Source organism: Achromobacter sp. JCM 18799 (genome assembly GCF_055395645.1).
In genome coordinates this window covers 5,556,733-5,583,088 of the sequence record NZ_AP043866.1, presented here as the reverse complement: position 1 = coordinate 5,583,088, position 26,356 = coordinate 5,556,733, and the positions used below count along the sequence as shown (strand labels likewise).

The following is a 26,356-nucleotide window of genomic DNA, read 5'->3' as shown; positions in this document are numbered from 1 at the left end:
TCCCCAAGGAGCAATGCCATAACGCGGAAAGGGCAGTCAGGAAGGAAAGCCTTCCTGACTGCCCATTTTGTGCCGGACCGGCCGCAGCCGGTTTTTTCAGCGTGCGCGCGAGATGCGGACTTCCGCGCCGCGGCGCTTGACTTCCAGGCCCTCGGACGGAGAGATGCGCAAGCCTTCCAGCCCCTTGATGTAGCTGGAGCCCTGCATCTGCATCACGCGGATCTTGTTGCGCATGACGACCGGGTTATGCACCGGCATGCCGAACATCCAGACCTCGTCCAGGATACGAGCCGAGTTGAACTCGCCCGTATGCTGCGCGGCCGGTCCAAGACAGAGCATGTGCCCTTCGCGGCCGAAAACCGGGAACTGGCCCAATTCGCAATCGATGGTCCAGGTGGTGCCGCCTTCGTAGCGGTGCCCGGTGTTCAGGTCCCACCAGGCTTCGCCCTTGGGCAGGTACACGCGCACCTGCTTGCCGGGTTCCGTCACGGGCGCCACCAGCAGGGCCGGACCCAGCAGGTATTGCAGGTCCCAGTCGTGCGCGTGCGGATCGTTCGGGAACGACATGGCCATCGAGCGCTGCACCGGCAGGCCGGTGCGCGCCGAGTCCTCGATGGCGCCAAGCACGTAAGGCACCAGGCGGTAGCGCCACTGCATCCAGGTCTTGGCATGCGCCAGGGTTTCTTCGCCGAAGTCCCAGGGCATCAGGCCTTCCACGCCCTGGAAGGCGAAGTTCGACGAGAACACGCCGGCGGTCAGCCAACGCAGGTACAGCTCGGGCGTCATGCCGGCACGGTCGCGCGCGGCCGAGCCGATGCCATGCACCTGGACGGGCAAGCCGCTGGCGCCGATCGACAAGGCGGTGCGCAACGTATGCCGCAGCCCTTCCCAGGTGTTTTCAGCCTGCGGCCCCACCTGCCACGGCAGGCGCTGGGCGGCAGGGAACAGGTCGGAGCTGGGCACCACGCCTTCGGGCGGCACCTTCAGGCCTGCGACCGCATCGAACAGCGCACGGCGCACCAGCAGCGGATACATGCTGCGCAGCGCGGGGCCGGTTTCGCCGTTGCGGGCGGTGACGCCGTCGGGGATGGCGATCTGGGCGTCGCACGCAGGCGCGTCCAGGCCGTCTTCGACCAGTTGGCGATGGCGCTCCACCCACAGGTTGTAGATGTCGCGGTAGGTCAGGTCCAGCAGGCCGTAGGGCTGTCCGGAGGTGGCGGCGTTGCCGTCGAACACCTGGGCCGAACCGTCGTCCTTGGCCAGCAGCCAGCCGCGGTCTTCAAGTTCCTCGAACAGCGGGCTGGTCTTCAGCACGCCCGGGAAGCCGGAAGCGGCGACATGCACATGGTGCTTGTGGAACAGCGCCAGCATCTGCTTGGCGTCCGGGAAGCGCTGGGCGTTCCATTCGAAAACCGTCTTGTCCGACTGGAAGCCCCAGGCCGCCGGCTGCGCCAGCGTCACGGCATCCACCGGAATCTGGTTTTCGCGCATGCGGGCGACCAAGGCCACGGTGTCCGTGGGCATTTCGCCCGGGGCCTGCTGCAGCCAGGCGCCCATTGCCCACAGCGAGGGCTGACCCGCGCGGCCGGTCAAGGCGGTGTACTGGTTAAGGATCTCGCCCGGTTCGCCAGCGAACAGGAACATGTCCAGCACGACATCGTCCACGGTCAGCACGTAGGCGGAATCCGCGGGTGCCACGCCCACCGAATGCTCGACGCGGCGCATGGTGTTGACATAGACGCCCCAGCCTCGCGGGCTCCATGCCAAAGGCAGGGCGCGGTGCTCGGGGTCGTCGGACACCACGGATTCTTCGCGGCGGTTCAGGTCGCCCGGGGTTTCGCCCAGGCCGTATACGCGCTCGTCGGACTGCAGCGTGAAGCCCGCCGTCCAGACGGCGTCGTCGGCCTGGTCCAGCGCGTTGTGCCCGAATGCGGGCGTATGCGCGGATACCTCGGACTCGAACACCCGTTCATCGTTGCGGTAGATCGCGACGCGCACGGGGTTGGACAGGATTTCCAGGGAGACGTCGCCCTGGGTGATCCGCCAGCCCTCCCCGTCGTCGCGCGGAGCGATAACGGCTTCGCCCACGGCCTCCTGGCGCGCGAGCAGCATTTCCGCCACGGCGCGCGCACGCGCGCCGGGCTTGTCATCGGTAAGGTGATTAGCCTCGCCGCAGCGCAGGCGAAAGACGCCCGGCGCATGCGCCTCGACTACCAGGTGCAACCCATCGCCCGCGTCGAAATCGATGCGACTGGGGCGGGACGTCAGCAGCTCGACGGTTTCGAGCTGGGTAGTATGGGCAAAGTCGAACTTGGGCGGCACAGAGCATCCCCCGGCTTAAGCCAAAAACCATCAAAAGACGCTATTTTGACGGATTTGGGCTTTGAAATAAACTCGGCCCCTCATTTGGACTGCGATCTCATCCATAAAAGGGGTCTAAAGCCTTCGGCCAGCGCCCCCCAAAAGGAGCGGCCGTCGAGCCGCCAAAATGCCAGGTTCGCGGCCAACTCAGGCCAATTTGGCGCCAAATCCCGGCAATTCCTGCCATTCTACGCCACCTGGGACATGTCCCCGACGCCGCTTCCGGCTTTTTTTCATCGTGGCGAAATAAGTTGCGCCAGGTCCGTTTCCAAGGGGGACGGCTCCCCCGCCAGACGCGCGGCGATCAGGTCGCCCATGAGCGCCGACCACGACAAGCCCCGCGACGCATAACCGACGGCCAGCCACAGGCCCGGAGCGTGAGGCAGTTCTCCTACCGCCGGCAAGCGCCCTGGCAGCACGGCCCGCCAACCGGCCCAGCCCGGCAGGCTGCCGGGTTCCAGGGATTCGAAGTCGGGGAAGCCGCCGCCCAGCAGGCCAGCGGCCTTGCCCAGGGTGACACGCTGGCCCTCGGCGCCGATCCGCGCTTCGGACGCGCCATGCACGTAGGTGCTGCCGGCCACGCAGCCCGAGCCCACATCGGGCAGCAGATAGCCCTCGCCTCCGACGATGCAGCGGGGGCCGCCGCCCAGCGCCTGCGCGGGCACCAGCGTGACCTCGCCCGCCAGCGCGTGCATCTGGCCCACGCGCGGCAAGGGATCCAGCAGCCCACTATCGGCCAGCACGGCGCGCGCGCCGAACGCATTGGCCAGGATGACGGCATCGGCGCACGCCAGTTCGGCGCCGGCAACATCACGCACGCTCCAGCCCGCGCCGATGCGCTCGACCCTGGCAGCCGTGCCGGGCAAGAGGGTCACGCCGTCCGTCGCCAGCAGGGCTTCTATCAGCAGGTCAGGCCGCAACAGCATGCCCTGTCCGAAATACACGCCGCCGCGCGCCAGCGGCAGGCCGGCCAAGGCGCTGGCTTCGTCGCGGCTGACCTGGCGTACCCAGTGTTCGGGAAAAGCCAGGGTCTCCAAGGTGCCGGCCAAGGCCGCGGACCGGCCTTCGTCGCGTTCCAACTGGACCGTGCCGCAAACCAGGGGCGCCGCGCCTGCCGGCAAACCCTGCCAGCGCGCCAGCGCCCGCAGGCTGCCGGCGCGCGACAGGCGCGCCCGCGCGTTGTCATCGCGCGCCACTACCGGCGTCAAGGCCGCGGCGACATGGCCTGCATGCGCCGCCGCGCCCTGCGCCCGGCCCGCGTCTATCACGGTTACGCGCCATCCGCGCGCGGCCAGCGCCTGGGCAATGCCCGAACCCGCCAGCCCCGCTCCCACCACCACGGCGTGGCGGGACACCCCGTCCGGGCCGCCCTGCGCTGCGCTGCCAGCCGCAACGGCGGTCGCCACCGTCATATGCCATTTGCCGCCGTAGCCAGGCGCGCGCCGCGCCTCGAAACCCGCCGTCCGCAAGGCCTGGCGCAGTTCGCCGGTGCAGGCCCAGGTGGCCAGCGTGGCACCCGGCGCCGCCAGCCTGGCCAGGTTGTGCAGCAAAGGTAGCTCCCACATGCGCGGATTGCGTTCGGGCGCGAAACCGTCCAGGAAGAATGCGTCCACACCGACGCTCAGGCGGGACGCCAGAACCTGCGCATCGCCCAAGCCCAGGGTCAGCGTGACTGCGCCGCCCTCGAACTCCAGGCGATGCAGTCCGGGCAACAAGACCGGCCATCCCGCCGCCAATTGCCGCCCCAGGCCGGCCAAGGGCTCGGGGGCATAACGCGCCAACAGAGCAGCAAGGTCTTCGCGTTCAAAGGGATGCGCTTCCAGCGACACCACGTGCAGCGCGGCGCTGCGCTGCGGATCGTCGCGCCATGCTTTCCAGAGGGCCAGGAAATTCAGCCCCAGGCCGAAGCCCGTTTCGCAGACGGTGAACGCGCGGCGCCCGCGCCAACGCTCAGGCAGGCCGTTGCCCCGCAGGAACACGTGTTCCGCCTGCCCCAGCGCGCCCGACGGCGAATGGTAGACGTCGCCATAAGCCGGACTATAGAGCCGGCCATCAGCATCGAATTCAGCCTTGGCGGGGATGAGGGGAGCATAGGAAAAGGACATGGAAACGGCGGCGGCAGACGAAATGGAGAATGAAAATCAGCGCGAATGGTTGTATGCAGCCGCGTTGGGCGGACGCCACGCGGCACGGCAGTTTCGGGGCTCAGCCACAGGTTTGACGCATACATAGGCTTACACTGGTTTCATGGATACCTATGATCAGCCCCGTTCGCAGACCTCGCCCATCGACCTGTGCGCCGCGATCGACGCGGCAGTCACTGCGGCCCATGCAGGCGCGGCCATACTGCAATCCTACGCGCATCACCGCGCCGATCTCGTGATCGACCGCAAGGCGCGCAACGACCTCGTATCGCAAGCGGACCGCGAGGCGGAAACCGCCATTATCCAGGAGCTGCAAACCCGCACGCCCAAGTTCGGCATCGTCGCCGAAGAAACCGGCGGCAAGCCCCAGGGCAGCGCCACCTGGTATATCGACCCGCTCGACGGCACCACCAACTTCCTGCACGACATCCCGCACTACGCGGTGTCGATCGCGCTGATCGCGCACGCTGGCACCGCCATATCGGCTTCCGAAACGCTGGCCGAGGACACGCCCGTGGTCGGCGTGGTCTACGACCCCAGCCGCGAAGAGCTCTTTACCGCAGTCTACGGACTGGGCGCCTGGCTCAACGGCCGGCGCATCAAGTGTTCGCGCACGCCGACCATCGAAGACGCGGTGCTGGCCACCGGCTTCCCGTTCCGCGATTTTTCATTCGCCGCGCAATACATGCCCATGCTGCATGACGCCATCAACCGCGCGCGCGGCGTGCGCCGCATGGGCGCGGCCGCGCTAGACCTGGCCTGGACCGCTTGCGGCCGCTACGACGGCTATTGGGAAATGGGCCTGGCGCCTTGGGACGTGGCCGCCGGCACGCTGATCCTGCGCGAAGCGGGCGGCGCGTGTTCCGACATGCACCGCCAGGATCCCTGGCCCATCGGCGGGCGCGTCGTGGCCGGCAACAAGGCCATCGAGCGCGCCTTGCACGAGATGATTGCGCCGCACCTCGACAAGAAGGACTGACGGCCCTAAGCCGCCTTGTCTGCGGGTACGCCCGCCACCGCGTCGGGACGCAGTTCCCGGCGCAGTATCTTGCCCACGTTGCTCTTGGGCAGCTCGTCGCGGAACTCCACGTAGCGCGGACGCTTGTAGCCGGTCAGCTTTTCCCGGCACCAATCCTGGATCTGCGCCTCGGTCAGCGTCGGATCCCGCCGCACCACGAACACCTTGACGGCCTCGCCCGAGTGCTCGTCCGGCACGCCGATTGCCGCGCATTCCAGCACACCCGGATGCTGGGCCACGGCCGCCTCGACCTCGTTCGGGTAGACCTTGAAGCCCGAGACCGCGATCATGTCCTTCTTGCGGTCAACGATGCGGGTGTAGCCCTGCTGGTCCATGATGCCGATATCGCCCGTACGGAAGTAACCGTCGGCGGTCATGGAGTGGCGGGTTTCTTCGGGTTTCTGCCAGTATCCCAGCATGACCTGCGGGCCGCGGATGGCGACTTCGCCGCGTTCGCCCAGCGGCACTTCACGGCCTTCGTCATCGAGGATGGCCACGTCGGTGGATGGCAACGGCAGGCCGATGGAACCCGAATACGCGGTCGCATTGGTGGGATTCACGGTCGCCACCGGCGAGGTCTCCGACAGGCCATAGCCTTCGATCAGCGGCCTGCCGGTGATCTTCAGCCAGCGTTCGGCCACCTGCTGCTGGACCGCCATGCCGCCGCCCAAGGTCAGCCGCAAGCCGGAGAAATCCAGGCGCGCGAAGTCTTCGTTGTGCGCCAACGCGTTAAACAGCGTATTGACGCCGGGGAACACGTTGATCGGCACCTTGCGCCATGCATTGATGAGCGAAGGCTGGTCGCGCGGGTTGATGATGAGCACATTGCGCATGCCCGCATGCAGGCCATACAGCCCGCACACGGTCATTGCGAACACATGGTAGAGCGGCAGCGCGCTGATGATGGTGAGCTGCCGGTCCGCGAGGTCATGCACCACCGGCTGCGCCACCGCTTCCGTCTGCAGCACATTGGCCACCAGGTTGCGATGGGACAGCATCGCGCCCTTGGGCACGCCGGTGGTGCCGCCGGTGTATTGCAGCACGGCCACATCGTCCATCGACAGCGCCGGCGGCGCAAAGCGCTGGCGCGCGCCGTCGTGCAGCACGTCGGGCAGCATGCGGGCGCCGTCGATCTGCCACGCGGGCACGATCTTCTTGACGTAGCGCGCGGCCAGGTTGACCAGCGGCGCCTTCAGGCCGCCGAGCAGATCGCCGGGACCCGTCACGACGATGTGCTTGAGCTGCCCGCGGTCCGTGACGCGCTGCAAGGTATGCGCGAAATTCTCCAGGATGACGATGGCCGACGCGCCGCTGTCCAGCAATTGGCGCTGCAGCTCTTCGGCGGTATAGAGCGGATTCACGTTCACCACGACCAGGCCCGCGCGCAGCGTGCCCAGCATGCTGACCAGATAGGCCGGCACGTTGGGCATCATCAATGCCACGCGCTCGCCCTTGGACAGGCCCACGCTTTGCAGCCAGCTGGCGAAAGCCTGCGCGTGCGCATCGAGTTGCGCATAGGTGATGTTGCTGCCCATTGCGGTGCACGCAATGCGCGAGGCGTACTGCTTGCAGGCCCGGTCCAGCAAGTCAGTCAGGGAGGCATAACCGTCTGTCGATATCTCCGCCGGAACCCCCTGCGGATAATGGGCAAGCCACGGACGCGTCATGGTATTTGTCTCCATTAAATTGGTTTTTGATTGATGATACCCTTGTTGCGTTCCCTTTTTTCGCCCGAGAGCCCCATGAAACTGCTCGAACCCATCGTCGCGTGGCATCACGACATTTCCAAGATCCGACGCGACATCCACGCGCATCCCGAACTGGCGTTCGAGGAGTTCCGCACCGCCGACGTGGTGGCGGCGAAACTTGAAGAATGGGGCATCGAAATCGACCGCGGGCTTGGCGGCACCGGCGTGGTCGGCATCATCCGCGGCAATCTGCCGGGCGACCGCGCCGTGGGCCTGCGCGCCGACATGGACGCGCTGCCCATGCAGGAGGTCAATACCTTCGAGCATGCCAGCACCCACGCCGGCAAGATGCACGCCTGCGGTCACGACGGCCACACGGCCATGCTGCTGGCCGCCGCGCAATACCTGTCGCAGCACCGCGATTTCGCCGGCACGGTCTACGTGATCTTCCAGCCCGCGGAAGAAGGCGGCGGCGGCGCCAAGCGCATGATCGACGACGGCCTGTTCAAGCGCTTCCCCATGGAAGCGGTGTTCGGCATGCACAACTGGCCCGGCATGAAGGCCGGCCAGTTCGGCCTGACCGCCGGCCCCATCATGGCGTCCAGCAACGAGTTCTCCATCGTCGTGAAGGGCAAGGGCACGCACGCCGGCATGCCCAACCTGGGCATCGATCCCGTCATGGCGGCAGTGCAGCTGGCGCAATCGCTGCAGACCATCATCACGCGCAACCGCAATCCGCTTGACGCCGCGGTGCTGAGCATCACGCAGATCCATGCGGGCAGCGCCGACAACGTCGTGCCCAACCATGCTGAATTGCGCGGCACCGTGCGCACCTTCACGCTGGACGTGCTGGACCTGATCGAACGCCGTATGGAAGAGATCGCGCGCCACACCTGCGCGGCGATGGACTGCGAGGTGCAGTTCACCTTCCAGCGCAACTATCCGCCGACCATCAACCACGCTGAAGAAGCCGCGTTCTGCGCCGACGTGCTGCGCGACCTTGTGGGCGAGGCCAACGTCAACGACCACGTGCAGCCCACCATGGGCGCGGAAGACTTCGCCTTCATGCTGCAGGAATTGCCGGGCTGTTATGTGTGGATCGGCAACGGCACCGGCGAACACCGAGACAGCGGCCACGGCCTGGGCCCCTGCATGCTGCACAACGGCAGCTACGACTTCAACGACGAGCTGCTGCCGCTGGGCGGCACGTACTGGGTCCAGCTGGCGCTCAAGCGCCTGGCCAAGGCCTGACCCTCAAACGCCGTCCGCCGCCCCGACCGCCAGGCACATCGCCAGGAAGCGTTCGGCGGCGCGGGCGGCCGCGTCCGCGTGCGGCACCAGGATGCTCAAGGTCCGCGTCAGCGGCTTGGGCAACAGGCGCAAGGCCGCCAGCGCCCCATCTTCGTGGCGCATCGACATGACGGACACGAAGCCCACGCCCAGTCCGGCACGCACCGCCTGCTTCACGCCCTCCACGCCGGCCAGCTCCAACCCCACCGACGGCGCCAGGCCCGCATCCGCAAACGCACGCTCCACCAGCCGGCGCACGCCCGAACCAGGCTCGCGCATGACCAGCGCCGACGTCGCCAGGTCGCGCAGCATCACCGCCCCCTTGCCCGCCAGCGCGTGGTCCGCGCGCACCACCGCCACCACTTCGTCCTGCCGCCAGGCGTGCACGGCCGTGTCGGCGGGCAGCCCCGCAGGCACGTCGCCCTCGATGAACGCCAGGTCCAGGGCCGGCAGGCGCTCGACTATTTCACGCGTATTGCCGTCCGACAGATGCAGGCTGACCGCCGGAAAGGCATGGCGGAAATCCGCCACCAGGCTGGGCAGCAGATAGCTGGCGGGGGTGGTGCTGGCGCCCAGGCGCAGATCGCCGGTTTCCAGTCCGCGCCAGGATTCGCGCACCGCCTGGGCCTGCCGGTACACCTGGCGCAACTGGCGGGCCTGCTCCGCCAGGCGTTCGCCGGCTTCAGTCAGCGCGATGCCGTGGCCACTGCGGCGATACAAGGGCTCGCCGAACCATTCCTGCAGCATCCGCAGCTGGCCGGAAACGGCGGGCTGGGACAGGTTCAGCAACTGCGCCGCGCGGCTGATGTTGCCGGCATCGGCCACGGCGGCAAAGGTAAGCAATTGGTCGGGCGTCATGGTTGCCGGGTCGGGACCGCCTAAATATCAGAATTACTGATATTACATATCTGAAATAAAGATTTTTCAAATAGTAGGCGGGAAATTAATATTTCGTGAAGTTATTTAGATATGCCTCCTCCAAAAGGCCAGCCATGAGTACCTCTTCCAGCACCGCCGTCCCCCTGCCCGCCACCCCGGCCTCGCCCGCCGCCGCTCCCGCCGCCACGCCGTGGCGGGACAAACTCAATGGCGTGCTGTTCGTCGGCTTGATGGCCGCCGCGGTGATGCAGCTGGCGGACCTGCCCGCGATCCGCCAGCTGGGCTTTTCGCCGCTGGTCGTGGGCATTGTCTGCGGCATGCTCTACGGCAACTTCCTGCGCGGCACCATGCCCGCCGATTGGGGCGTGGGCGTGAACTTCACCGCAAGGCGCCTGCTGCGCATCGCCGTGGCCTTCTACGGCCTGAACATCAGCATCCAGCAGATCGCCGCCGTGGGCCTGCCCGGGCTGGCGGTTTCGGTGGCGGTGGTGGTGGGCACGCTGCTGCTGGGCACCGTGGTGGGCCAGCGCCTGCTGGGCCTGGACCGCGACACCGCCATGCTCACCGCCGCCGGCAGCGCCATCTGCGGCGCCGCCGCCGTGCTGGCTTTCGAGCCCACGCTGCGGGCCGCCCCGCACAAGAGCGCGGTGGCCGTGGCTACCGTGGTGCTGTTCGGCACCTTGTCCATGTTCCTGTACCCGGTGCTCTATCACGCAGGCTGGCTGAATCTCGACACCCAAGCCCTGGGCATCTATATCGGCGGCACCATCCATGAAGTCGCCCAGGTCGTCGGCGCAGCCAGCAATGTCGACCCCGCCACCACCGAAGTCGCCACCATCGTGAAAATGACCCGCGTGGCCCTGCTGGTGCCGGTCCTGTTGATCCTGGGCCTGTATCTGCGCAGCGCGGCCTCGCATGCGGCCGGCGGCCAGGGCAAGGGCGCCAAGCTGCCCATTCCCTGGTTCGCGGTGGGCTTCCTGGTGCTGGCCATCATCAATTCGCTGAACATCATCCCCGCCGACGCCGTGGCCGCCATCCGCCGCCTGGACATCTTCGCCCTGACCATGGCCATGACCGCGCTGGGCATCGAAACCCGCTTTGCCCAGATCCGCAAGGCCGGCCCCCGGGTGATGGCGCTGGGCCTGATCCTGTACCTCTGGCTGTTGGTCGGCGGCTACGCCATCGTCAAGCTGGCGTCCTGATCCCTGGCCCGCCGCGCCCAAGGCCGCGGCGGGCTTTGCGCACGCACGCCGCTGTCGCGTTTTTCCTGCATAATCGGCTGGTTCCCTAGCAGTGGAGTCGGCCGCATGACCTCCAGCACCAAAACCCCGTTTACGACTTTGCCCGCCGATCGCGACGCGGTGTTGCGCGTCATGCCGATGCCGGCGGACGCGAATATCCACGGGGACGTCTTTGGCGGCTGGATCATGTCCCAGGTCGACATCGCCGGATCCATCCCCGCCGCGCGCCGCGCCGCCGGACGCGTGGCCACCGTGGCGGTCAACGCCTTCCAGTTCAAAGAGCCGGTGTTCGTGGGCGACCTGCTCAGTTTCTACGCAGCCATCATCAAGACCGGCACGACGTCGGTCACGGTGTCCGTCGAGGTCTACGCGGAGCGCCAGCGGCTGGACGCCGAGATCGTCAAGGTCACCGAGGCCACGCTGACCTACGTCGCCACCGACGAAGCCCGCCGCCGCCGTCCCCTCCCCACTCTTTGAGCCGTAACGCATGACGCAGTCCGCCGCCGCGCAGAAACCGCCCGCGACGCCCCGCCGCCTCGACCCGGAAGACGCCCAACACGCCCTGGCGGAAGTGCAGGAACGCCTGCGCCGCCAGCAACTGGTTGCCGACCTGGTGCATCGCCAGGAGGAAGGCGACTCCAAGGCCTCGCTGGTCGAGGACCTGGTGCACCGTCAGCACGAGGCCGAACTCAAGACCCTGCTGGACGGGCTGCATCCGGCCGATATCGCTTTCATCCTGGAGTCGCTGCCCAAGGACGAACGGCAAGCCATCTGGAAGCTGGTCAGCCCCGAGCACGACGCGGACGTGCTGCTGGAAGTCGAAGACTGGGTGCGGGAATCGCTGATCGAAGCGATGGACCGCCAGGACCTGGTTGCCGCCACCGGCAACATGGACGCCGACGAGCTGGCCGACCTGGCGCCCGACCTGCCGCCCGACGTGGTGGCCGAAGTCCAGAAGGGCCTGACCGAAGAAGAACGCGCGCAGCTGCTGGAAGCCATGGGCTATCCGGAAGACAGCGTGGGCGCGATCATGGACTTCGAGATGGTCCGGGTGCGCGAGGACGTCACCCTGGAAGTGGTGCTGCGCTACCTGCGCCGGCTGCACGAACTGCCCGACCACACCGACCAGATCTTCGTGGTGGACCGCCAGGACAAGCTGCAGGGCATCCTGCCGCTGTCCAAGCTGCTGGTCAGCGAGCCTGAAACCGAAGTGCGCGCCGTCATGAACTCGGATTTCCTGACGCTCAACCCGCTGGATTCCGACGCTGACGCGGCCGGCGCCTTCGAACGCTACGACCTGGTCTCCGCGCCGGTCATGGACGACCAGGGCCGCCTGATCGGCCGCGTGACCATCGCCGACGTGGTGGACGTGATGCGCGAAGACTCCCAGGAGCAGGCGCTATCGCGCGCCGGTCTGCAGGAAGAAGACATCTTCGCGCCCGTCTCCACCGCCCTGCGCAACCGCGCCCCCTGGCTGCTGTTCAACCTCTGTACCGCCGCCACGGCATCCTTCGTGGCCTCCCAATTCGAAGGCACGGTCAGCCAGATCGTCATCCTGGCCTTCCTCATGTCCATCGTGGCCGGCATCGGCGGCAACTCCGGCAACCAGACCATGACCCTGATCATCCGGGCCTTGGCGATGGGCCGCATCACCGGCCGCAACCTGTGGCAGCTGGTCAAGCGCGAACTCTTCGTCACCCTGATGGTGGGCCTGTGCGGCAGCCTGGTGGCGGCGCTGTTCGCCTGGGTCATCTCGCACTCGGTGTCGATCGCGCTGGTGATGATGGCCGCCATGGTCTGCAACATGCTGGTCGGCGCGTCGGTCGGCGTGCTGGTGCCGATGGTGCGCGCCCGCTTCGGCAAGGATCCTGCCATGGGTTCTTCGGTGCTCCTGACTTTCGCCACCGATTCGCTGGGCTTCTTCATCTTTCTGGGCCTGGCCACGATTTTCCTGCTGTAGTCCGGATACAACAGCAGGAAAAATCCGCTTCCCTCTGGCGGCGCCTGCTTGACAGCTAGCTGACAGGGTCGAGGACGACTGTTCCATTACAGTAATGGGATTGTCATCTTCCCCCTTTCAGCGCCCACAATGACCGCAAGATTCCGGGCGGCAATCCTTTGCCTGCTGCTCGCCACCTTCGCCGCCACTGCCCAGGCCTGTGACAGCATGCCCTCATGGGCACAGTCCGCCTGTAACCGCCTTGACCAGATCTGGACGGAAGGCGGCAACGACCTGTACTTCACCGGCTATTCCTGGCACAACCGCGCCACCTACAGCAAAGAGAAGATCGACAGCTTCAACGAGCTGGCATGGGGCGGCGGCTACGGCCGCAGCATCTACGACGAAGACGGCGACTGGCAGGGCCTGTACGCCATGGCCTTCCTGGATTCGCACAGCAAGGTCGAACCCATCGCCGGCTACGGTTTCCTGAAGATCGGGCGGGTCAGTGAAAACGTCCGCCTGGGCGCGGGCTACACCGTCTTCCTGACGGCGCGCCACGACATCATGAGCTATGTGCCGTTTCCCGGCATCCTGCCGCTGGTGAGCGCCAGCTACAAGGACACGATGCTCTACGCGACCTACATCCCGGGGTCAGCCGGCGCGGGCAACGTGCTGTTCATGTTCGGCCGCTGGCGCTTCTGACGCTGACCTTCAGGCGTCAGAACGCCTGACCCAGCCTGCGCACCAGATCACCCAGGCGCCAATCGTCGATGCCGTGCGCGCGCAGGGCGCGCTCGGTTTCCACGACATAGTCCAGGCAAGGCCCGGAATGCCCCACGGCATTGCGCACGGACGCCAGTAGACGGTCGTCGCTGAGGCCGGCCGCGTATTCCTGGCAGGCCCGGTTCAGCAGGAACACCAGCCCGCGCACCGGCGCGGCTTCCGTATGGCAGGTGAGCCAGCGCGGCGTGTAGGCGCCGGTGACCATTTCCCGGCGCCACAGCGCCTGGAACACCGCCGGCACGTCGCAGGCGGCGATCTGAAAGGCCACGCCGCGGCAGCAGCCGCCGCGGTCCAGACCGAACACCAGGCCGGGGTTGTCGGGCGAGCCGCGATGGTCGTGCGACCACAGGCACAGGGACCGGTGGTAGCCGCGCACCGTTGCCAGCCGACGTTCGCGCCAGGTGAAACCGGGATGCCATATCAGGGAACCGTAGGCGAACACCCACAGGTCGTCGACGCCGTTCCAGCCGCCCAGCAGGTCATCCACCGAAAGCGCGCGCCGCGAATTTTCCGTACCGGCGCAGCCGGCGGGTACTGCCAACGACATAGGGTCCTCTGATATCCCGATTCATCCCATGATGGGAGTGCGGATATCCTACGCCGTAGCCTGCGCAAAAGAATTGCGTGATGGGGGCCGGCCGGCGGGCCGAATGGAATTTGCATCCCCGCCGCCCCCTGCCATGGAAAAAAAATTGCGCGCGCCCGCCTATACCGCGTCCAGCGGCAATTCCGTGGTGCTTTTGATGACTTCCATCGAGAAGCTGGCGCTGACGTCCAGCAGGTCCACGGCAGCGATCAGGCGCCGGTAGAAGCGGTCATAGGCCGCCATGTCCTCGACCACGACCTTGAGCAGATAATCGACGTCGCCCGCCATGCGGTGGAACTCCACCACGTTGGGCAAGGCCATCACGGCATTGATCAGGCTCTGCGTCCATTTCTCGTTGTGCTGGCTGGTCTTGATGGAGACGAAGACCGTCAGGTTCAGGCCCAGCGCGCAGGGATCCAGCAAGATGGCGTTGCGGGCGATGACGCCGTCATCCTTCAACTTCTGGATGCGGCGCCAGCAGGGCGTGACGGACAGGTGCACTTGCTCGGCGATCTCGGCGACCGAACAGGTGGCGTCCTTCTGCAGCAAGGCCAGTATCTTGATGTCCGTCTGGTCCATGGGTTTCCTCGGCTGGATCGGCCCCAATCTTGCCCGTTCCGCCTGCCCGCGTCCAGCCTGCGCCCCCGGGGCGCCGGACTTCAGTAGGTCCCGGGGTAGCCGCCGCCGTCGATCAGGATGTTCTGCGCGGTCATGTAGCCGGCCTGCGCGGAACAGACATAGGCGCACAGCGCCCCCAGCTCTTCGGGCTGGCCGTAGCGCCCGGCCGGATTCGCGCGTCCGCGCTCGTCCCAGAGCTGTTCGAAGCTCTTGCCGCCGGCCTGCTCCAGCATGCCCTGTATGTGCCGGACCTGCGCGTCCGTGGCGAAGGCCCCAGGCAGCAGGTTATTGATGGTGACGTTGTGGCGCACGGTCTGGCGCGCCAGGCCGCTGACGAAGCCGATCAGGCCCGAGCGCGCGCCGTTGGACAGGCCGAGTTCAGCATGCGGCGCCTTCACGCTGCGCGAGACGATGTTCACGATGCGTCCGAAGCGCCGTTCCATCATCCCGTCCACGACCCGCCGGATCATGTCGATGGGGCCCAGCATCATGCCGTCCAGCGCCGCGATCCAGTCGTCGTGGCTCCAGTTGCGGAAGTCGCCCGGCAGCGGGCCGTCCGCATTGTTGATCAGGATGTCCGGATGGGGACAGGCGGCCATGGCCGCATCCCGGCCCGACGCCTGCGTCAGGTCGGCCGACACCCAGCCCACGCCTATCCCGGTCTCATGCGATATCTCGGCCGCGGCCTGCTCCAGCGTGGCGGGGTTGCGGGCGGCGATCGTGACCGCCACGCCCTCGCGCGCCAGTTGCAGGGCGCAGGCCCGGCCCATGCCGCGGCTGCCGCCGAATACCAGTGCCGACTTGCCGCTGATCCCCAGATCCATGCCTGACTCCCCTGTCATTGCGCTGCCCGGCGCAGCGTCGCGCCAAAGCAGACCAGTATAGGAGCGCGGGGCTGCCGGGCGGAATGGAATATTTTTCCAATCTGCGGCCCTGACGCGCCGAATTTGGCAAAGGCATTCCAGCGCAAGCTCCTACCATGGAAACTCTGCCTGGAGGCCTGCCATGTCTTCCATCCAACTCGCCGGCGGCGGCCTGCAATCGCTATGCGCATCGGTGCAGTCCGCCCAATTGAACGCCGCGCGCGCCCTGCTGCGCGACCTGGCCGCCAGCGTCGCCAGCGCCGGCGACATGCTGCAGAACCTGCCCGCGGAGCTGCGCGCCGGACGGGCCGAGTCCTACACCCGCCATATCGCCTACGCCGATCCGCACGGCGCCTTCACGATGGCCTACCTGATCTGGCGGCCCGGCCAATTCAGCCCGGTGCATGGCCACAAGACCTGGTGCACCTATCAGGTGCTGCAGGGCGAACTCACGGAAACCCACTATCGCTGGGATCAGGAGTCCGCCATCGCCCAGGCCTGCGGCACGGTGACCCGCCGCCCTGGCGACATCGTCACCGCCACGCAAGGCCTGCGCCAGATCCACCGCCTGGGCAATGCCGGCCCGGACATCGCCGTGTCACTGCACATCTACGGCGTGGCCCGGGACGATCTCTGCACCGGCGTCAATCACCTGGTCGACAGCGTCAACCCATCCACTGGCTGACCGGCGCGGCCGCGTCCTGCAGCGGCTGCGCCACCACGTCGATCAGCGCCGGACCGTCGTGCTCCATTGCTGCCTTGATGGCGGCATCCAGCTTGGACGGGTCTTCGACGCGCCACGCCTTCACGCCATAGGCCTCGGCGATGCGGGCGTGGTCGGTGCGGTTGAAATCCACGCTGTAGTAGCGCTTGTCGTAGCCCGCTTTCTGACTGGCCTTGATCCAGCCATAGACCGAGTTCGAGAACACCACCATCAGCAGCGGCGCCTTGTGCCGCACGATGGTTTCCAGTTCGCCCACCGTGAAGCCAAAGCTGCCGTCGCCCATCACCGACACGCACTTGGACTGGGGCCGGCCCACCCAGGCGCCCAGGGCGGCCGACATGGAGAAGCCCAGCGCGCCATGGGCGCGGTTGGTGATGAAGTGCCGGCCGGGGCGCGACACGTCGTAGTAGGCGGAAAAATACGGGCAAGGCGTGCCGGGATCGGCGCAGACCACCGCGTCGTCGGGCAGCAGGCGGTTCAAGGACTGCACCACGCGTTCGGGGCGGATGGGCGCGTCCAGGCTGTGGGCCAACGGCTCCAGCTGCGCGCGGCGCGCCTCCTTGGCGCGGCCGGCCAGCACCGCGCCGTCGGCGGCGTCGGACGGACGGTGCGCCAGGCGCGCCGCCACCTCCACGCCCAGGGCTTCCAGCGCCAGCTTGGCGTCGCCCACCATGCCGACTTCGGTCAGGTAGTTGGCGCCGATCACCATGGGATCGATGTCGATGTGCAGGATGGGCACGTCGCGGTTGGGGAAGCGCCAGTGCTCGGTCGACGTGGAGCCCGCGCGGCAGCCGACGAACAGCACCACGTCGGCCGCGGCCACCACATCGCGCGTCGCCATCACGCCGCCGTTGGAGCCGACCACGCCCGCATTCAGCGGATGGGTGTCGGCCAGGCTGCCCTGCCCGCTCACGGTCACGCAGACCGCGGCCTTGAGCGATTCGGCCAACTCCTGCAAGGCGCCGCTGGCGCCGGCGATGACCACGCCGCCGCCGCAGATGATCACGGGCGCGCGAGCGCCGACCAGCCGCTGCGCGGCGCGCGCGACGTCCAGGGGATCCGGCGCGTAGCGCATGGACGGGAAGCGCCCATGTTCGGGCTGGGCCCAGACATCGGACGCGTCCACCTGCTGCTTCATCACGTCGTACGGAAAGCACAAATGGGCGGCGCCGGGCTTGCCCGTCGTCATCGCGCGGAAGGCCGCGCGCACCATGCCGGGAATCTGGTCCGCGCGGTCGATGGTGCGGTTCCACTTGGTCAGCGGACGGTACAAGGCTTCCTGGTCCAGCTCGGTCAGCGGATACTTGCCGCGCGAGCCCACTGCCACGTCCGAAGTAATGCCGAGCACCGGTATGGACGATTCGTTGGCCTCCACCAGGCCGGGCAGCAGATAGGTCGCGCCGCCGCCGCTGGGGCCTTCACACACGCCGACCTTGCCGGTCACGCGAGCATAGGCGTCCGCCATGTAGCCGGCGCTGCGCTCGTCGCGCGTCAGGATGTGCTGCATGCCGTGGTCCAGCCGGTACAGCGCGTCGTAAAACGGCAGGCTGGTGTCGCCGCACAGGCCGAATATGTGCTTGACCCCGTTGTGCTGCAGCATGCGCACCATGGCTTCGGCGCCGGTCATGTTTTCCATGTCATCTCCATTTGTGTTGCACGCATCGCGGCCGCACGGCGCTCCGCCGGCCGCGCCTCGTTCAGTTGTCCAGATTGATGTTGCTGCTCTTGATGAAGGCGCTCCACCGGTCGTATTCCGACTTCACGTAGGCGTCCAGCGCCGGGCCGTCGGAGGCCACGATCTCAAAACCCGCGTCCGTCACCTTCTTGCGGATTTCCGGGTCGGCCAGCACCGCCTTGAAGTCGGCCGTCAGCTTTTTCACGGTCGCTTCCGGCGTGCCCTTGGGCGCGAACATGCCGCTCCAGGAATAGGCGACAAAGCCCGGGAAGCCGGACTCCGCCACGGTCGGCACGTTGGGCAGATCGGGCAGGCGCTTGTCGCCGGCCACCGCCAGCGGCTTGATCTTGCCGGCCTGGATCTGGCCGCGCAGCGCCGCGAAGCTCAGCCAGGTCATGCTGGCCTGGCCGCCCACCACCGCCTGGATGGCCGGTCCGCCGCCGCCGTACGGCACGTGCAGCAACTCCACCTTCGACAGGCGCTTGAGCTCTTCGGGCGCCAGATGGTTCAGCGAGCCCACGCCGGTGGACGCGTAGTTGAACTTGTTGGGCGGCTGCTTGGCGGCCGCGGCCAGGAACTCCTTCAGGTTGTCTCCCGGCACGCTGGGATTGGCGCCCAGCACCAGCGGGAAGCGTACGGTCTGCGAAATGGCGACGAAGTCCTTGAAGGTGTCGTAGGGCAGCTTGGGCTTTACGGCGGGGTTGATGCCGTGGTTGTCGAAGCTGACCAGCAGCGTGTTGCCGTCGGGTTCGGCGCGCGCCACGAAGGCGGTGGCGATCTGGCTGGCCGCCCCCGGCCGGTTTTCGACCACGACCGCACGGCCGCCCAATTGCTGCGACAGGCGCGGCTGCAGGATGCGCGCCAGGATGTCGGTGCTGCCTCCGGGCGGATACGGCACGACCAGCACCAGCGGCCGCTCTTCGGCCGCGGCCGGCGCCGCAATGAAGGCCCCCGCCGTGGCGGACAGCATGCATAGCGCAGCCAGTCCGCGCTTTATCCCGTGATTCATAGCATTTCCCCTGCTTGTATGGTGTTGGCCGGCGCTGCCGTGGCGGGTTCGGCCTGGTCCCGCATGTAGATCGTGGAAAAACCGGTGCGTATGACGTCGGTGATCTGGTCCAGGCGGCGGCCGATGTGCGCGCTCATCAGTCCCGGCAAGGCGTCGATGTCGCGCCGCTCCAGCGCCTCGACGATGCGCAGGTGCTCGCCCTGGGTATGGCTGCGGCGTCCTTGCTGCATGTCGATCCAGCGCACGAAATGAATGCGGGCGTTGACGCTTTCCAGCGCGCGCACGAACTCCTCGTTGCGCGAGTAGCGCGCCAGCGTCAGGTGAAAGGCCTCATCGAGTTCCAGCAAGCGGGTGGCGTCGCTGTCCTCGGGCACGTCGCGGGAACGCTCGACGAATTCCCGCAGGCTCGCCAGCTCCTGGTCGGTGGCGCGCTCGCAGGCCGCGCGTACGATGCCCGCCTCCAGCACGGCGCGGTATTCGTAAAGGCTGTGGATCTGCTTGGCGTCGAGCAGGCGGGCAATAAAGCCGCGGTTGACCGAACGGGTCAGGAAACCTTCGACCATCAACTGGTTCAGCACCTCGCGCAGCGGCGTGCGGCTGACGTTCAGCCTGCGGGCCAGCTCGACCTCGTTGATGCGTTCACCAGGCTTGAATTCGAAGCGCACGGCCATCGCCTTGACCGCGCCATACAGCTCGGCCTGCGCTTCCTTGGTGCGCGCTGCAGGCCGGATTGCGACTGAGGGTTGCGTCATGCCGGATCACCTGGGTTCGGTTGGATCGTCGGGAATGAATTGCATACTAAAGTGCATACACTTGACCCAACAACCCCGGGTTTCCCCGAAAGCGGGCTATTGTCAGCCGCACTCGCCATGACCCTCGGGACGAAAAAAAGCCCGCGGCGCGGACGCTGCGGGCGATTTGTTCTTCAGCGGCATCTGCCGCCTGGCGCTTACAGGCCGGTATCCAGCGCGTAGTGCGCGCCGTCCTTGTTCTCCAGGGTCAACGTCGACAGCGTAGGCCCCGCCGCTGCGGCATCCTGGCTAACGTGGATGCGCAGGTTGGCCAGCGGCACGTCCCAGCCGCCGCTGGCGGCTTCGGCCGGTACGCCGGCCACCAGCGCCAGGCGTTCGGCGACCGCGCGCGCGTCGGGCGCGCGGGCATCGATGCGCAGCAAGCTGCGCGCGCCGTTGGGATGCGCCATGAGTTCAGGCGACCACACGCATTCGGGCGTCAGATGGCGGCAGAAATACATGCGGATGCCGGGCAAGGGTTGCTCGGCGAAACGCACGGTATGGAAACGGGCCTGGACTTCCTGGCCATCCAGCATGGCGGGACGGCTCAGTTCCTGGACGGGATTGACGGCAAAGCCTGCCGCCAGCAGGCGTTCGCGGGTGGCTTCGGCGTCATGGGTGCGGAACACCAGCGCCTCCAGCCCGAACGGGGAATCAGCGATTTCCTTGCGCGCGGGCGACGCGCCGGGCGGCCAGCCCAGCAATTCGACGTACGTGCCTTCCAGCACGATCAAGCGGTTGCACGACCCCAGGTTATGCACCGCCTTGTCGCTCAGGTGAAAACCCTGGCGCTCGAAATGCGGAGCCAGCGCATCCAGCCGGTCGCGCACCATGACCACGGCATGGTCGAATTCAGTGCGGCCGACGGAATGCAGCATGATGGCTCCTGGATCAGACGAGCTTGCCGTGGCACTGCTTGTACTTCTTGCCGCTGCCGCAAGGGCACGGGTCGTTGCGGCCGACCTTGGGCAAGGCATTGCGCACGGGCTGCGCGCCGCTGTCCGATTCAGACTGGGCCAGCGCTTCGTCGTAGTCGGAATGGTGGTACTGCACGTTCTGCACGTGCGGCTGCGCCGCTTCGGCCTCGGCCTGTTCGACCTGTTCCTGCGACTGCACGCGCACCGTCATCAGCACCCGGACCACGTCGTCGCGGATGCGATCCAGCATGCCCGAGAACAGTTCGAAGGCTTCGCGCTTGTATTCCTGCTTGGGGTTCTTCTGCGCATAGCCGCGCAGATGGATGCCCTGGCGCAGATAGTCCAGCGCCGACAGGTGTTCGCGCCAGTGCGTGTCGATCGCCTGCAGCATGATCGAACGCTCGAATTGCGACCACGATTCCGTGCCCACCTGGTCGACCTTGGCCTGGTAGGCCTCGCGCGTGGCGCCCACCACGCGTTCGCGCAGGTCGTCGTCGGTCAGGTTGGCTTCCTTTTCCAGCATTTCCGTCAGCGGCAGCTGCACATGCCAGTCAGCCTCCAGCGCCGTCTGCAGCGCCGGCACATCCCACTGTTCTTCCACCGATTCCGGCGGCACGTAGGTGTTGAACATCTCGGTCACGGCGGCGTCGCGCAGGTTCTGCACGGTGGCGCCCACGCTGGCGGCTTCCAGCACGTCATTGCGCTGCGAATACAGCACCTTGCGCTGGTCGTTGGCGACGTCGTCGTATTCCAGCAATTGCTTGCGGATGTCGAAGTTGCGGCCTTCCACCTTGCGCTGCGCGGTCTCGATCGAACGCGTCACCATGCCGGCCTCGATGGGCTCGCCCTCGGGCAGCTTCAGGCGTTCCATGATGGCGCGCACGCGGTCGCCCGCGAAGATGCGCATCAGCGAGTCTTCCAGCGACAGGTAGAAGCGCGACGAGCCCGGATCGCCCTGGCGGCCCGCACGGCCACGCAGCTGGTTGTCGATACGGCGCGATTCGTGGCGTTCGGTGCCGATGATGCGCAGGCCGCCGGCGGCCTTGACCTGCTCGTTCAGCGGCTTCCATTCAGCGCGCACCTTCTCGATGCGGGCGCTCTTTTCGGCATCGGACAGCGATTCGTCGGCGCGAATCAGGTCGACCTGCTTGTCGACGCTGCCGCCCAGCACGATGTCGGTACCGCGGCCCGCCATGTTGGTGGCGATGGTGATGTGGCCAGGCTTGCCGGCCTCGGCAACGATCTCGGCTTCGCGGGCGTGCTGCTTGGCGTTCAGCACTTCGTGCGGCAGCTTGGCCTTCTTCAGCAGGCCCGACAGCAGCTCGGAGTTTTCGATGCTGGTGGTACCCACCAGCACCGGCTGGCCACGTTCGTGGCAGTCGCGGATGTCTTCGAGGATGGCGTTGTACTTTTCGCCGTCGGTCTTGAAGACCTGGTCGTTCTGGTCCTTGCGGACCATGGGCTTGTTGGTCGGGATGATGACCGTTTCAAGCCCGTAGATTTCCTGGAATTCGTAGGCTTCCGTATCGGCCGTGCCGGTCATGCCGGACAGCTTTTCGTACATGCGGAAGTAGTTCTGGAACGTGATCGACGCCAGCGTCTGGTTCTCGTGCTGGATCTTCACGCCTTCCTTGGCTTCGACCGCCTGGTGCAGGCCGTCGGACCAGCGGCGGCCCACCATCAGGCGGCCGGTGAATTCGTCGACGATGACCACTTCGCCGTCCTGCACCACGTACTGCTGGTCGCGGAAGAACAGCGTGTTGGCGCGCAGCGCCACCATCAGGTGGCGCATCAGCGCGATATGGCGCGGGTCGTACAGCGATTCGCCTTCCGGCAGGATGCCCAGGCGCGACAGGATGCCTTCGGCGTTCTCGTGCCCGGCTTCGGACAGGTAGACCTGCTGGCTCTTTTCGTCAACCCAGTAGTCGCCTTCGGGTTCCGGCTCCTGCGGCTTGGGCTCGTGCGCCATGCGCTTGAGCAGCGGCGGCACCGCGTTCATGCGGACGTAGAGTTCGGTGTGGTCTTCGGCCTGGCCGGAGATGATCAGCGGCGTACGGGCTTCGTCGATCAGGATCGAGTCCACTTCGTCGACGATGGCGTAGAACAGGCCGCGCTGGCGACGGTCTTCAACACGGTATTCCATGTTGTCGCGCAGATAGTCGAAGCCGAATTCGTTGTTGGTGCCGTAGGTGATGTCGGCCTGGTAGGCCGCCTTCTTTTCCTCGTTGGGCTGCTGCGGCACGACCACGCCGGTGCTCAGGCCCAGGAAGTGGTACAGGCGTCCCATCCATTCCGCGTCGCGGCGCGCCAGGTAATCGTTCACCGTGACCACGTGCACGCCCTTGCCGGCGATCGCGTTCAGGTAGACCGGCAGCGTCGCCATCAGGGTCTTGCCTTCGCCCGTGCGCATTTCGGCGATCTTGCCGCTGTGCAGGGCGATGCCGCCCAGCATCTGCACGTCGAAGTGGCGCATGCCGAACACCCGCTTGCCGGCTTCGCGCACAACCGCGAAAGCTTCGGGCAGCAGATCGTCCAGGGACGTACCCTGGGCGTGACGGGACCGGAATTCCTCGGTTTTGGCCGCCAGTTCCGCGTCGGAGAGCGCGGAGATCTTGGGTTCGAGCCCATTGATCTGGGTTACCAGCTTGCGATACTGCTTAAGCAGCCGGTCGTTGCGACTGCCTATGAGTTTTTTGAGCAGAGAAACCATGCGTATGTCGGCCGCACGAGCCACGCCGCGCCCACGAAAGGCCGGAGCAGCGTCACCCGTGACTTGATGTTATTGGTTGAGCGGGGGTCCGCTGGAAAACGAACCAGTTTAACGCACCTGGAGCGCAATAGCCTGAACCTATGGCCAGGGCAGCACTGCCGGCCGGTTTGACCGGCGCGGACCGCCCAGGTTCACTGGGCGGCGTGGGCGACCGCGGAAGGAGGCGCGGTCTGGTGCGGCCCCAGGAACAGGCGCGGGTCCAGCGGCTGCCCGGCCAGGCGCACTTCGAAGTGCAAATGCGGGCCAGTGGAACGGCCGGAGCTGCCCACGCGGGCCACTTGCTGGCCGCGTTCAACCAGTTGACCCTGCTTGACCATCAGGGAGGAAGCGTGGGCGTAGCGGGTGATCAGGCCGTCGCCATGATCGATCTCGACCATGTTGCCGTAGCCCGGCTGGAACTTGGACTCCAGCACCACGCCGCCCGAGGCGGCCAGGATGGGCGTGCCCGGAGGCGCGGCGAAATCCAGGCCTTCGTGCATGGCGCTGCGCCCGGTCACGGGGTTGCGGCGCCAGCCATAAGACGAACTGAGATAGGGATAATCGGTGATGGGCATGGCGGTCGGCATGCGCGCCTGGTCCGCCGACCGCTTGGTCAGCGCCGCGTCCAACAGCTTCAGATTGTCGGACTGCTGGGCCAGCCTGGCCTGGATCTCGTCGAGCTGGCGGCCCAGCGCCTCGGCCGAGGCCGCACTGGGCGGCGGGTGGTCGGTGAACAAATCGTCCATGACCTGGGTGGCCTCGGGCTGGGTCAGCGCCTCGGGCTGCGCCACGGCCAGCTGCTTGGCCAATTCGGGGTCGGTATAGGCCACGCCGGCCACCTTGGCCACGCGCTGGCCCAATCCGTCGATGCTCACCAGCTTGGCCTGCAGCGCCCCGACCTTGGCGGCCAGCAGATTCATGTTGCCGCGCAGGAAATCGGCATCGCGCCCGGGTTGGCCCGCCAGGGGCCAGCCCACGGCATGTACGGCCGGGAGGATCGGAGTAAGGTATCGTTGTAATGCGGCGCCAAAGATGGCGGCCGTGATCAAGGCGCCCCCCCAGAAACAGCGCGAGGCGCGCGCCGCCCAGGGTGAAATGCCCGTCCTGCCCGTCGCGGGCGTGCATAATCACGATTTTCAAGGTTTGCTTCCTAATTCTTAGAGCCGGGATGAATAGACCCACTTCATACCGTCAACGTTCCAGTTCCAGCCGGCGGAAAGAAGATACCGCCCTGGGATGGCTGGGTCATGACATGCGGGGCGCCGGAGTTCTGGCGACCGCCCGCAAGCACCTGCAAATTCAGTACGCGGTGGCGGCGGTTCTGCCCGCCCCGCTGGGCGCCGTATGCCAGGTGGGCAAGCTGGAAAACCAGTGCCTCCACCTGGTGGTGCCGAGTGCCGCGCATGCGGCCAAGATGCGTCAATTGGCACCGCGCATCGCGCGGTCCCTGGCAGACCAAGGCTGGAACCTTAACGAAATCGCCGTCAAGGTACAAGCGGGTTTGCCCAAGCCCGGCGCCCGTCAGCCGCGCCCTCCCAAAGAGGCGCAACCGCTGGGCAACACCGCCCTGGGCGCGTTCGAGACACTGCACGGCAACCTGCGGCCCGGCCCTCTGGCCGACGCGGTCGCCAAGCTCTTGAAGCACCACAAGAGTAGCTGAAGCCGGCAGGGTTGTCCTTGATCCGGCGCCCCCGGAAACGAAGCGAAACCAAGTTCTCGGACGGATCGATACTATGGTTTGCCGCCGGTTTGCGCCTTAAGCGCTAGGGGATGACGACCGCAGCCATCCGCCGGGAGCCGCCCAGGGAATTACCGCGAACGATCAGGAACCTAGCCGCGCACAATGATAGCGCGGGCGCAGCGGAGCCAGCTTTGCCGGTCCGCCAGCGCCGCCCCCTTGACGGGACCCGCGCAGCGGGTAGGGGGTGGGTCTGACGCTAGGCCAGCTGCCACTCGTGGCGGAACGCCTGCGGCGCCTCCGCCTGCGATTCGTAGGTGATCAGCTCCCAGGCGTCGCGCTGCTCCAGCAGCGCGCGGGCCAGCTGATTGTTCAGGCCGTGACCCGACTTGCACGCGACGTAGCGCGCCACCAGGGGCTTGCCCAACAGATACAGGTCGCCGATGGCGTCCAGGATCTTGTGCTTCACAAATTCGTCGTCGTAGCGCAGACCGTCGCTGTTGAGCACGCGGTACTCGTCCATGACGATGGCGTTATCCAGGCTGCCGCCGCGGGCCAGGCCCATGGAGCGCAAGGCCTCGACTTCGTTGACGAAGCCGAAGGTGCGCGCGCGGGCGATTTCACGCACATACGAATGCGTGGCGAAATCGATCTCGGCGAAATTGGCCGTTGAGTCGATGGCGGGGTGGCGGAAATCGATCGAAAACGCCAGCGCATAGCCTTCGTGCGGTTCCAGCCGGGCCCATTTCTCGTTGCGGCCTTCGCCTTCACGCACTTCCACCGGCTTCAGAACGCGAATGAATTGCTTGGGCGCGTTCTGTTCGACGATGCCTGCCGAGCGCAGCAGGTAGACAAACGTGGCCGCACTGCCGTCCATGATCGGGACTTCTTCGGCAGTGAGGTCGATATGCAGGTTGTCGATGCCCAGGCCGGCCAGCGCCGACATGAGGTGTTCCACCGTGGACACGCGGACATTGCCTTGCTGCAGCACCGATGCCATGCGCGTGTCGCCCACGCCGGTGGCCTGCGCGGGCAGGTCCACGACTTGCGGCAGGTCGACGCGGTGGAAAACGATGCCCGTATTCGGTTGTGCCGGGCGCAAGGTGAGCTCGACCCGCCGTCCGGAGTGGACGCCGACGCCTGTCGTGCGGACGAGATTCTGAATGCTGCGCTGTCGGAACATGAGACTTGGGTGTTTTGAGCCAGGAAGCCGGCAAGAAGACGAGCAGATTGCCGGCGTAACTGACGTATTGTAACTCTGTCCGATCCCTGGCGCCATTTGGCGTCCGGATCGACCGATACCTCCGTCCCTTATTGGAACCGTGCAAGGGGAACACGGACCGCTTCGCCTCCGGCCTGCCTGTGGGGACAGGCGGGCCGGAGATGAGGGAGTGCGTTTA

The 26,356-nt window shown here is 66.6% G+C and carries 21 protein-coding genes and 1 pseudogene; 8 read left to right on the top strand and 14 right to left on the bottom strand.

Annotation, left to right across the window (positions count from 1 at the left end; translation table 11 throughout):
* Window positions 1-96: 96 nt before the first annotated feature.
* Together ACZ5YA_RS26340 and mnmC are read right to left on the bottom strand one after the other, a co-directional pair.
* Window positions 97-2,322, bottom strand: coding sequence for a glycoside hydrolase family 31 protein (locus ACZ5YA_RS26340; RefSeq protein WP_059373708.1), 2,226 nt, complete (start codon window positions 2,320-2,322; stop codon window positions 97-99).
* Between the two features lie 272 nt (window positions 2,323-2,594).
* Window positions 2,595-4,466 carry a bifunctional tRNA (5-methylaminomethyl-2-thiouridine)(34)-methyltransferase MnmC2/FAD-dependent 5-carboxymethylaminomethyl-2-thiouridine(34) oxidoreductase MnmC1 gene (gene mnmC / locus ACZ5YA_RS26335; RefSeq protein WP_306634207.1) on the bottom strand — a complete coding sequence of 624 codons (1,872 nt, stop codon included), beginning with the start codon at window positions 4,464-4,466 and terminating at the stop codon, window positions 2,595-2,597.
* Window positions 4,467-4,608: 142 nt separating this feature from the next.
* Here mnmC and ACZ5YA_RS26330 point away from each other — a divergent pair, with 142 nt between their 5' ends.
* Window positions 4,609-5,484, top strand: coding sequence for an inositol monophosphatase family protein (locus ACZ5YA_RS26330; protein WP_118932607.1), 876 nt, complete (start codon window positions 4,609-4,611; stop codon window positions 5,482-5,484).
* A 5-nt stretch (window positions 5,485-5,489) separates the two neighbouring features.
* Here the strand turns inward: ACZ5YA_RS26330 and ACZ5YA_RS26325 are convergent, their stop codons facing one another.
* Window positions 5,490-7,190, bottom strand: a complete 1,701-nt coding sequence (locus tag ACZ5YA_RS26325; protein WP_059373711.1) for an AMP-binding protein — start codon at window positions 7,188-7,190, stop codon at window positions 5,490-5,492.
* Between the two features lie 75 nt (window positions 7,191-7,265).
* Between ACZ5YA_RS26325 and ACZ5YA_RS26320 the strand changes: the two genes are divergently transcribed.
* Window positions 7,266-8,462, top strand: a complete 1,197-nt coding sequence (locus tag ACZ5YA_RS26320; protein WP_059373712.1) for a M20 aminoacylase family protein — start codon at window positions 7,266-7,268, stop codon at window positions 8,460-8,462.
* Between the two features lie 3 nt (window positions 8,463-8,465).
* On the opposite strand, the gene ACZ5YA_RS26315 is transcribed toward ACZ5YA_RS26320, so the two are convergent.
* Window positions 8,466-9,359: a LysR family transcriptional regulator gene (locus ACZ5YA_RS26315; protein WP_059373713.1), complete on the bottom strand. Its 894-nt coding sequence runs from the start codon at window positions 9,357-9,359 to the stop codon at window positions 8,466-8,468.
* A 134-nt stretch (window positions 9,360-9,493) separates the two neighbouring features.
* On the opposite strand from ACZ5YA_RS26315, the gene ACZ5YA_RS26310 reads away from it, so the two are divergent.
* The 4 genes from ACZ5YA_RS26310 to pagP all read left to right on the top strand — a co-directional run bounded on the left by ACZ5YA_RS26310 (window position 9,494) and on the right by pagP (window position 13,265).
* Window positions 9,494-10,582: a YeiH family protein gene (locus ACZ5YA_RS26310; RefSeq protein ID WP_059373714.1), complete on the top strand. Its 1,089-nt coding sequence runs from the start codon at window positions 9,494-9,496 to the stop codon at window positions 10,580-10,582.
* Between the two features lie 105 nt (window positions 10,583-10,687).
* Window positions 10,688-11,098: an acyl-CoA thioesterase gene (locus tag ACZ5YA_RS26305; protein WP_054457585.1), complete on the top strand. Its 411-nt coding sequence runs from the start codon at window positions 10,688-10,690 to the stop codon at window positions 11,096-11,098.
* 10 nt (window positions 11,099-11,108) lie between these two features.
* The gene (mgtE, locus tag ACZ5YA_RS26300) at window positions 11,109-12,581 is read left to right on the top strand and encodes a magnesium transporter (RefSeq protein WP_054457586.1); all 1,473 of its coding nucleotides are present in this window, start codon (window positions 11,109-11,111) and stop codon (window positions 12,579-12,581) included.
* Between the two features lie 129 nt (window positions 12,582-12,710).
* On the top strand, window positions 12,711-13,265 hold the full coding sequence (gene pagP, locus ACZ5YA_RS26295; RefSeq protein ID WP_059373715.1) for a lipid IV(A) palmitoyltransferase PagP: 555 nt from the start codon (window positions 12,711-12,713) through the stop codon (window positions 13,263-13,265).
* Window positions 13,266-13,281: 16 nt separating this feature from the next.
* Here pagP and ACZ5YA_RS26290 read toward each other — a convergent pair whose 3' ends face one another.
* The 3 genes from ACZ5YA_RS26290 to ACZ5YA_RS26280 all read right to left on the bottom strand — a co-directional run bounded on the left by ACZ5YA_RS26290 (window position 13,282) and on the right by ACZ5YA_RS26280 (window position 15,374).
* Window positions 13,282-13,893: a gamma-glutamylcyclotransferase gene (locus ACZ5YA_RS26290; protein WP_059373716.1), complete on the bottom strand. Its 612-nt coding sequence runs from the start codon at window positions 13,891-13,893 to the stop codon at window positions 13,282-13,284.
* A 159-nt stretch (window positions 13,894-14,052) separates the two neighbouring features.
* On the bottom strand, window positions 14,053-14,511 hold the full coding sequence (locus tag ACZ5YA_RS26285; RefSeq protein WP_042796425.1) for an Lrp/AsnC family transcriptional regulator: 459 nt from the start codon (window positions 14,509-14,511) through the stop codon (window positions 14,053-14,055).
* Between the two features lie 80 nt (window positions 14,512-14,591).
* On the bottom strand, window positions 14,592-15,374 hold the full coding sequence (locus tag ACZ5YA_RS26280; protein ID WP_059373717.1) for an SDR family NAD(P)-dependent oxidoreductase: 783 nt from the start codon (window positions 15,372-15,374) through the stop codon (window positions 14,592-14,594).
* Between the two features lie 181 nt (window positions 15,375-15,555).
* On the opposite strand from ACZ5YA_RS26280, the gene ACZ5YA_RS26275 reads away from it, so the two are divergent.
* Complete coding sequence (locus tag ACZ5YA_RS26275) at window positions 15,556-16,098, top strand: cysteine dioxygenase family protein (RefSeq protein ID WP_118932604.1); 543 nt, start codon at window positions 15,556-15,558, stop codon at window positions 16,096-16,098.
* Here ACZ5YA_RS26275 and ACZ5YA_RS26270 read toward each other — a convergent pair.
* From ACZ5YA_RS26270 to ACZ5YA_RS26245, 6 genes and pseudogenes are all read right to left on the bottom strand, one after another.
* Window positions 16,079-17,773: a thiamine pyrophosphate-binding protein gene (locus tag ACZ5YA_RS26270; protein ID WP_251877944.1), complete on the bottom strand. Its 1,695-nt coding sequence runs from the start codon at window positions 17,771-17,773 to the stop codon at window positions 16,079-16,081. The genes ACZ5YA_RS26275 and ACZ5YA_RS26270 overlap by 20 nt on opposite strands.
* 61 nt (window positions 17,774-17,834) lie before the next feature.
* Entirely contained in the window at window positions 17,835-18,821 is a 987-nt protein-coding gene (locus ACZ5YA_RS26265; RefSeq protein ID WP_059373719.1) for a tripartite tricarboxylate transporter substrate binding protein, read from the bottom strand.
* Window positions 18,818-19,573, bottom strand: coding sequence for a GntR family transcriptional regulator (locus ACZ5YA_RS26260; protein WP_059373720.1), 756 nt, complete (start codon window positions 19,571-19,573; stop codon window positions 18,818-18,820). Before ACZ5YA_RS26260 ends, ACZ5YA_RS26265 begins: the two co-directional genes overlap by 4 nt.
* 197 nt (window positions 19,574-19,770) lie before the next feature.
* Window positions 19,771-20,490, bottom strand: coding sequence for a VOC family protein (locus ACZ5YA_RS26255; RefSeq protein ID WP_464091427.1), 720 nt, complete (start codon window positions 20,488-20,490; stop codon window positions 19,771-19,773).
* A gap of 13 nt (window positions 20,491-20,503) precedes the next feature.
* On the bottom strand, window positions 20,504-23,239 hold the full coding sequence (gene secA, locus ACZ5YA_RS26250) for a preprotein translocase subunit SecA (RefSeq protein ID WP_464091426.1): 2,736 nt from the start codon (window positions 23,237-23,239) through the stop codon (window positions 20,504-20,506).
* A 191-nt stretch (window positions 23,240-23,430) separates the two neighbouring features.
* A pseudogene (locus tag ACZ5YA_RS26245) lies at window positions 23,431-24,403 on the bottom strand (M23 family metallopeptidase).
* A 127-nt stretch (window positions 24,404-24,530) separates the two neighbouring features.
* Here ACZ5YA_RS26245 and ACZ5YA_RS26240 point away from each other — a divergent pair.
* On the top strand, window positions 24,531-24,938 hold the full coding sequence (locus ACZ5YA_RS26240) for a DciA family protein (protein WP_082401228.1): 408 nt from the start codon (window positions 24,531-24,533) through the stop codon (window positions 24,936-24,938).
* Between the two features lie 277 nt (window positions 24,939-25,215).
* Here ACZ5YA_RS26240 and lpxC read toward each other — a convergent pair whose 3' ends face one another.
* Window positions 25,216-26,139: a UDP-3-O-acyl-N-acetylglucosamine deacetylase gene (lpxC, locus tag ACZ5YA_RS26235; protein WP_059373723.1), complete on the bottom strand. Its 924-nt coding sequence runs from the start codon at window positions 26,137-26,139 to the stop codon at window positions 25,216-25,218.
* Between the last annotated feature and the right edge of the window lie 217 nt (window positions 26,140-26,356).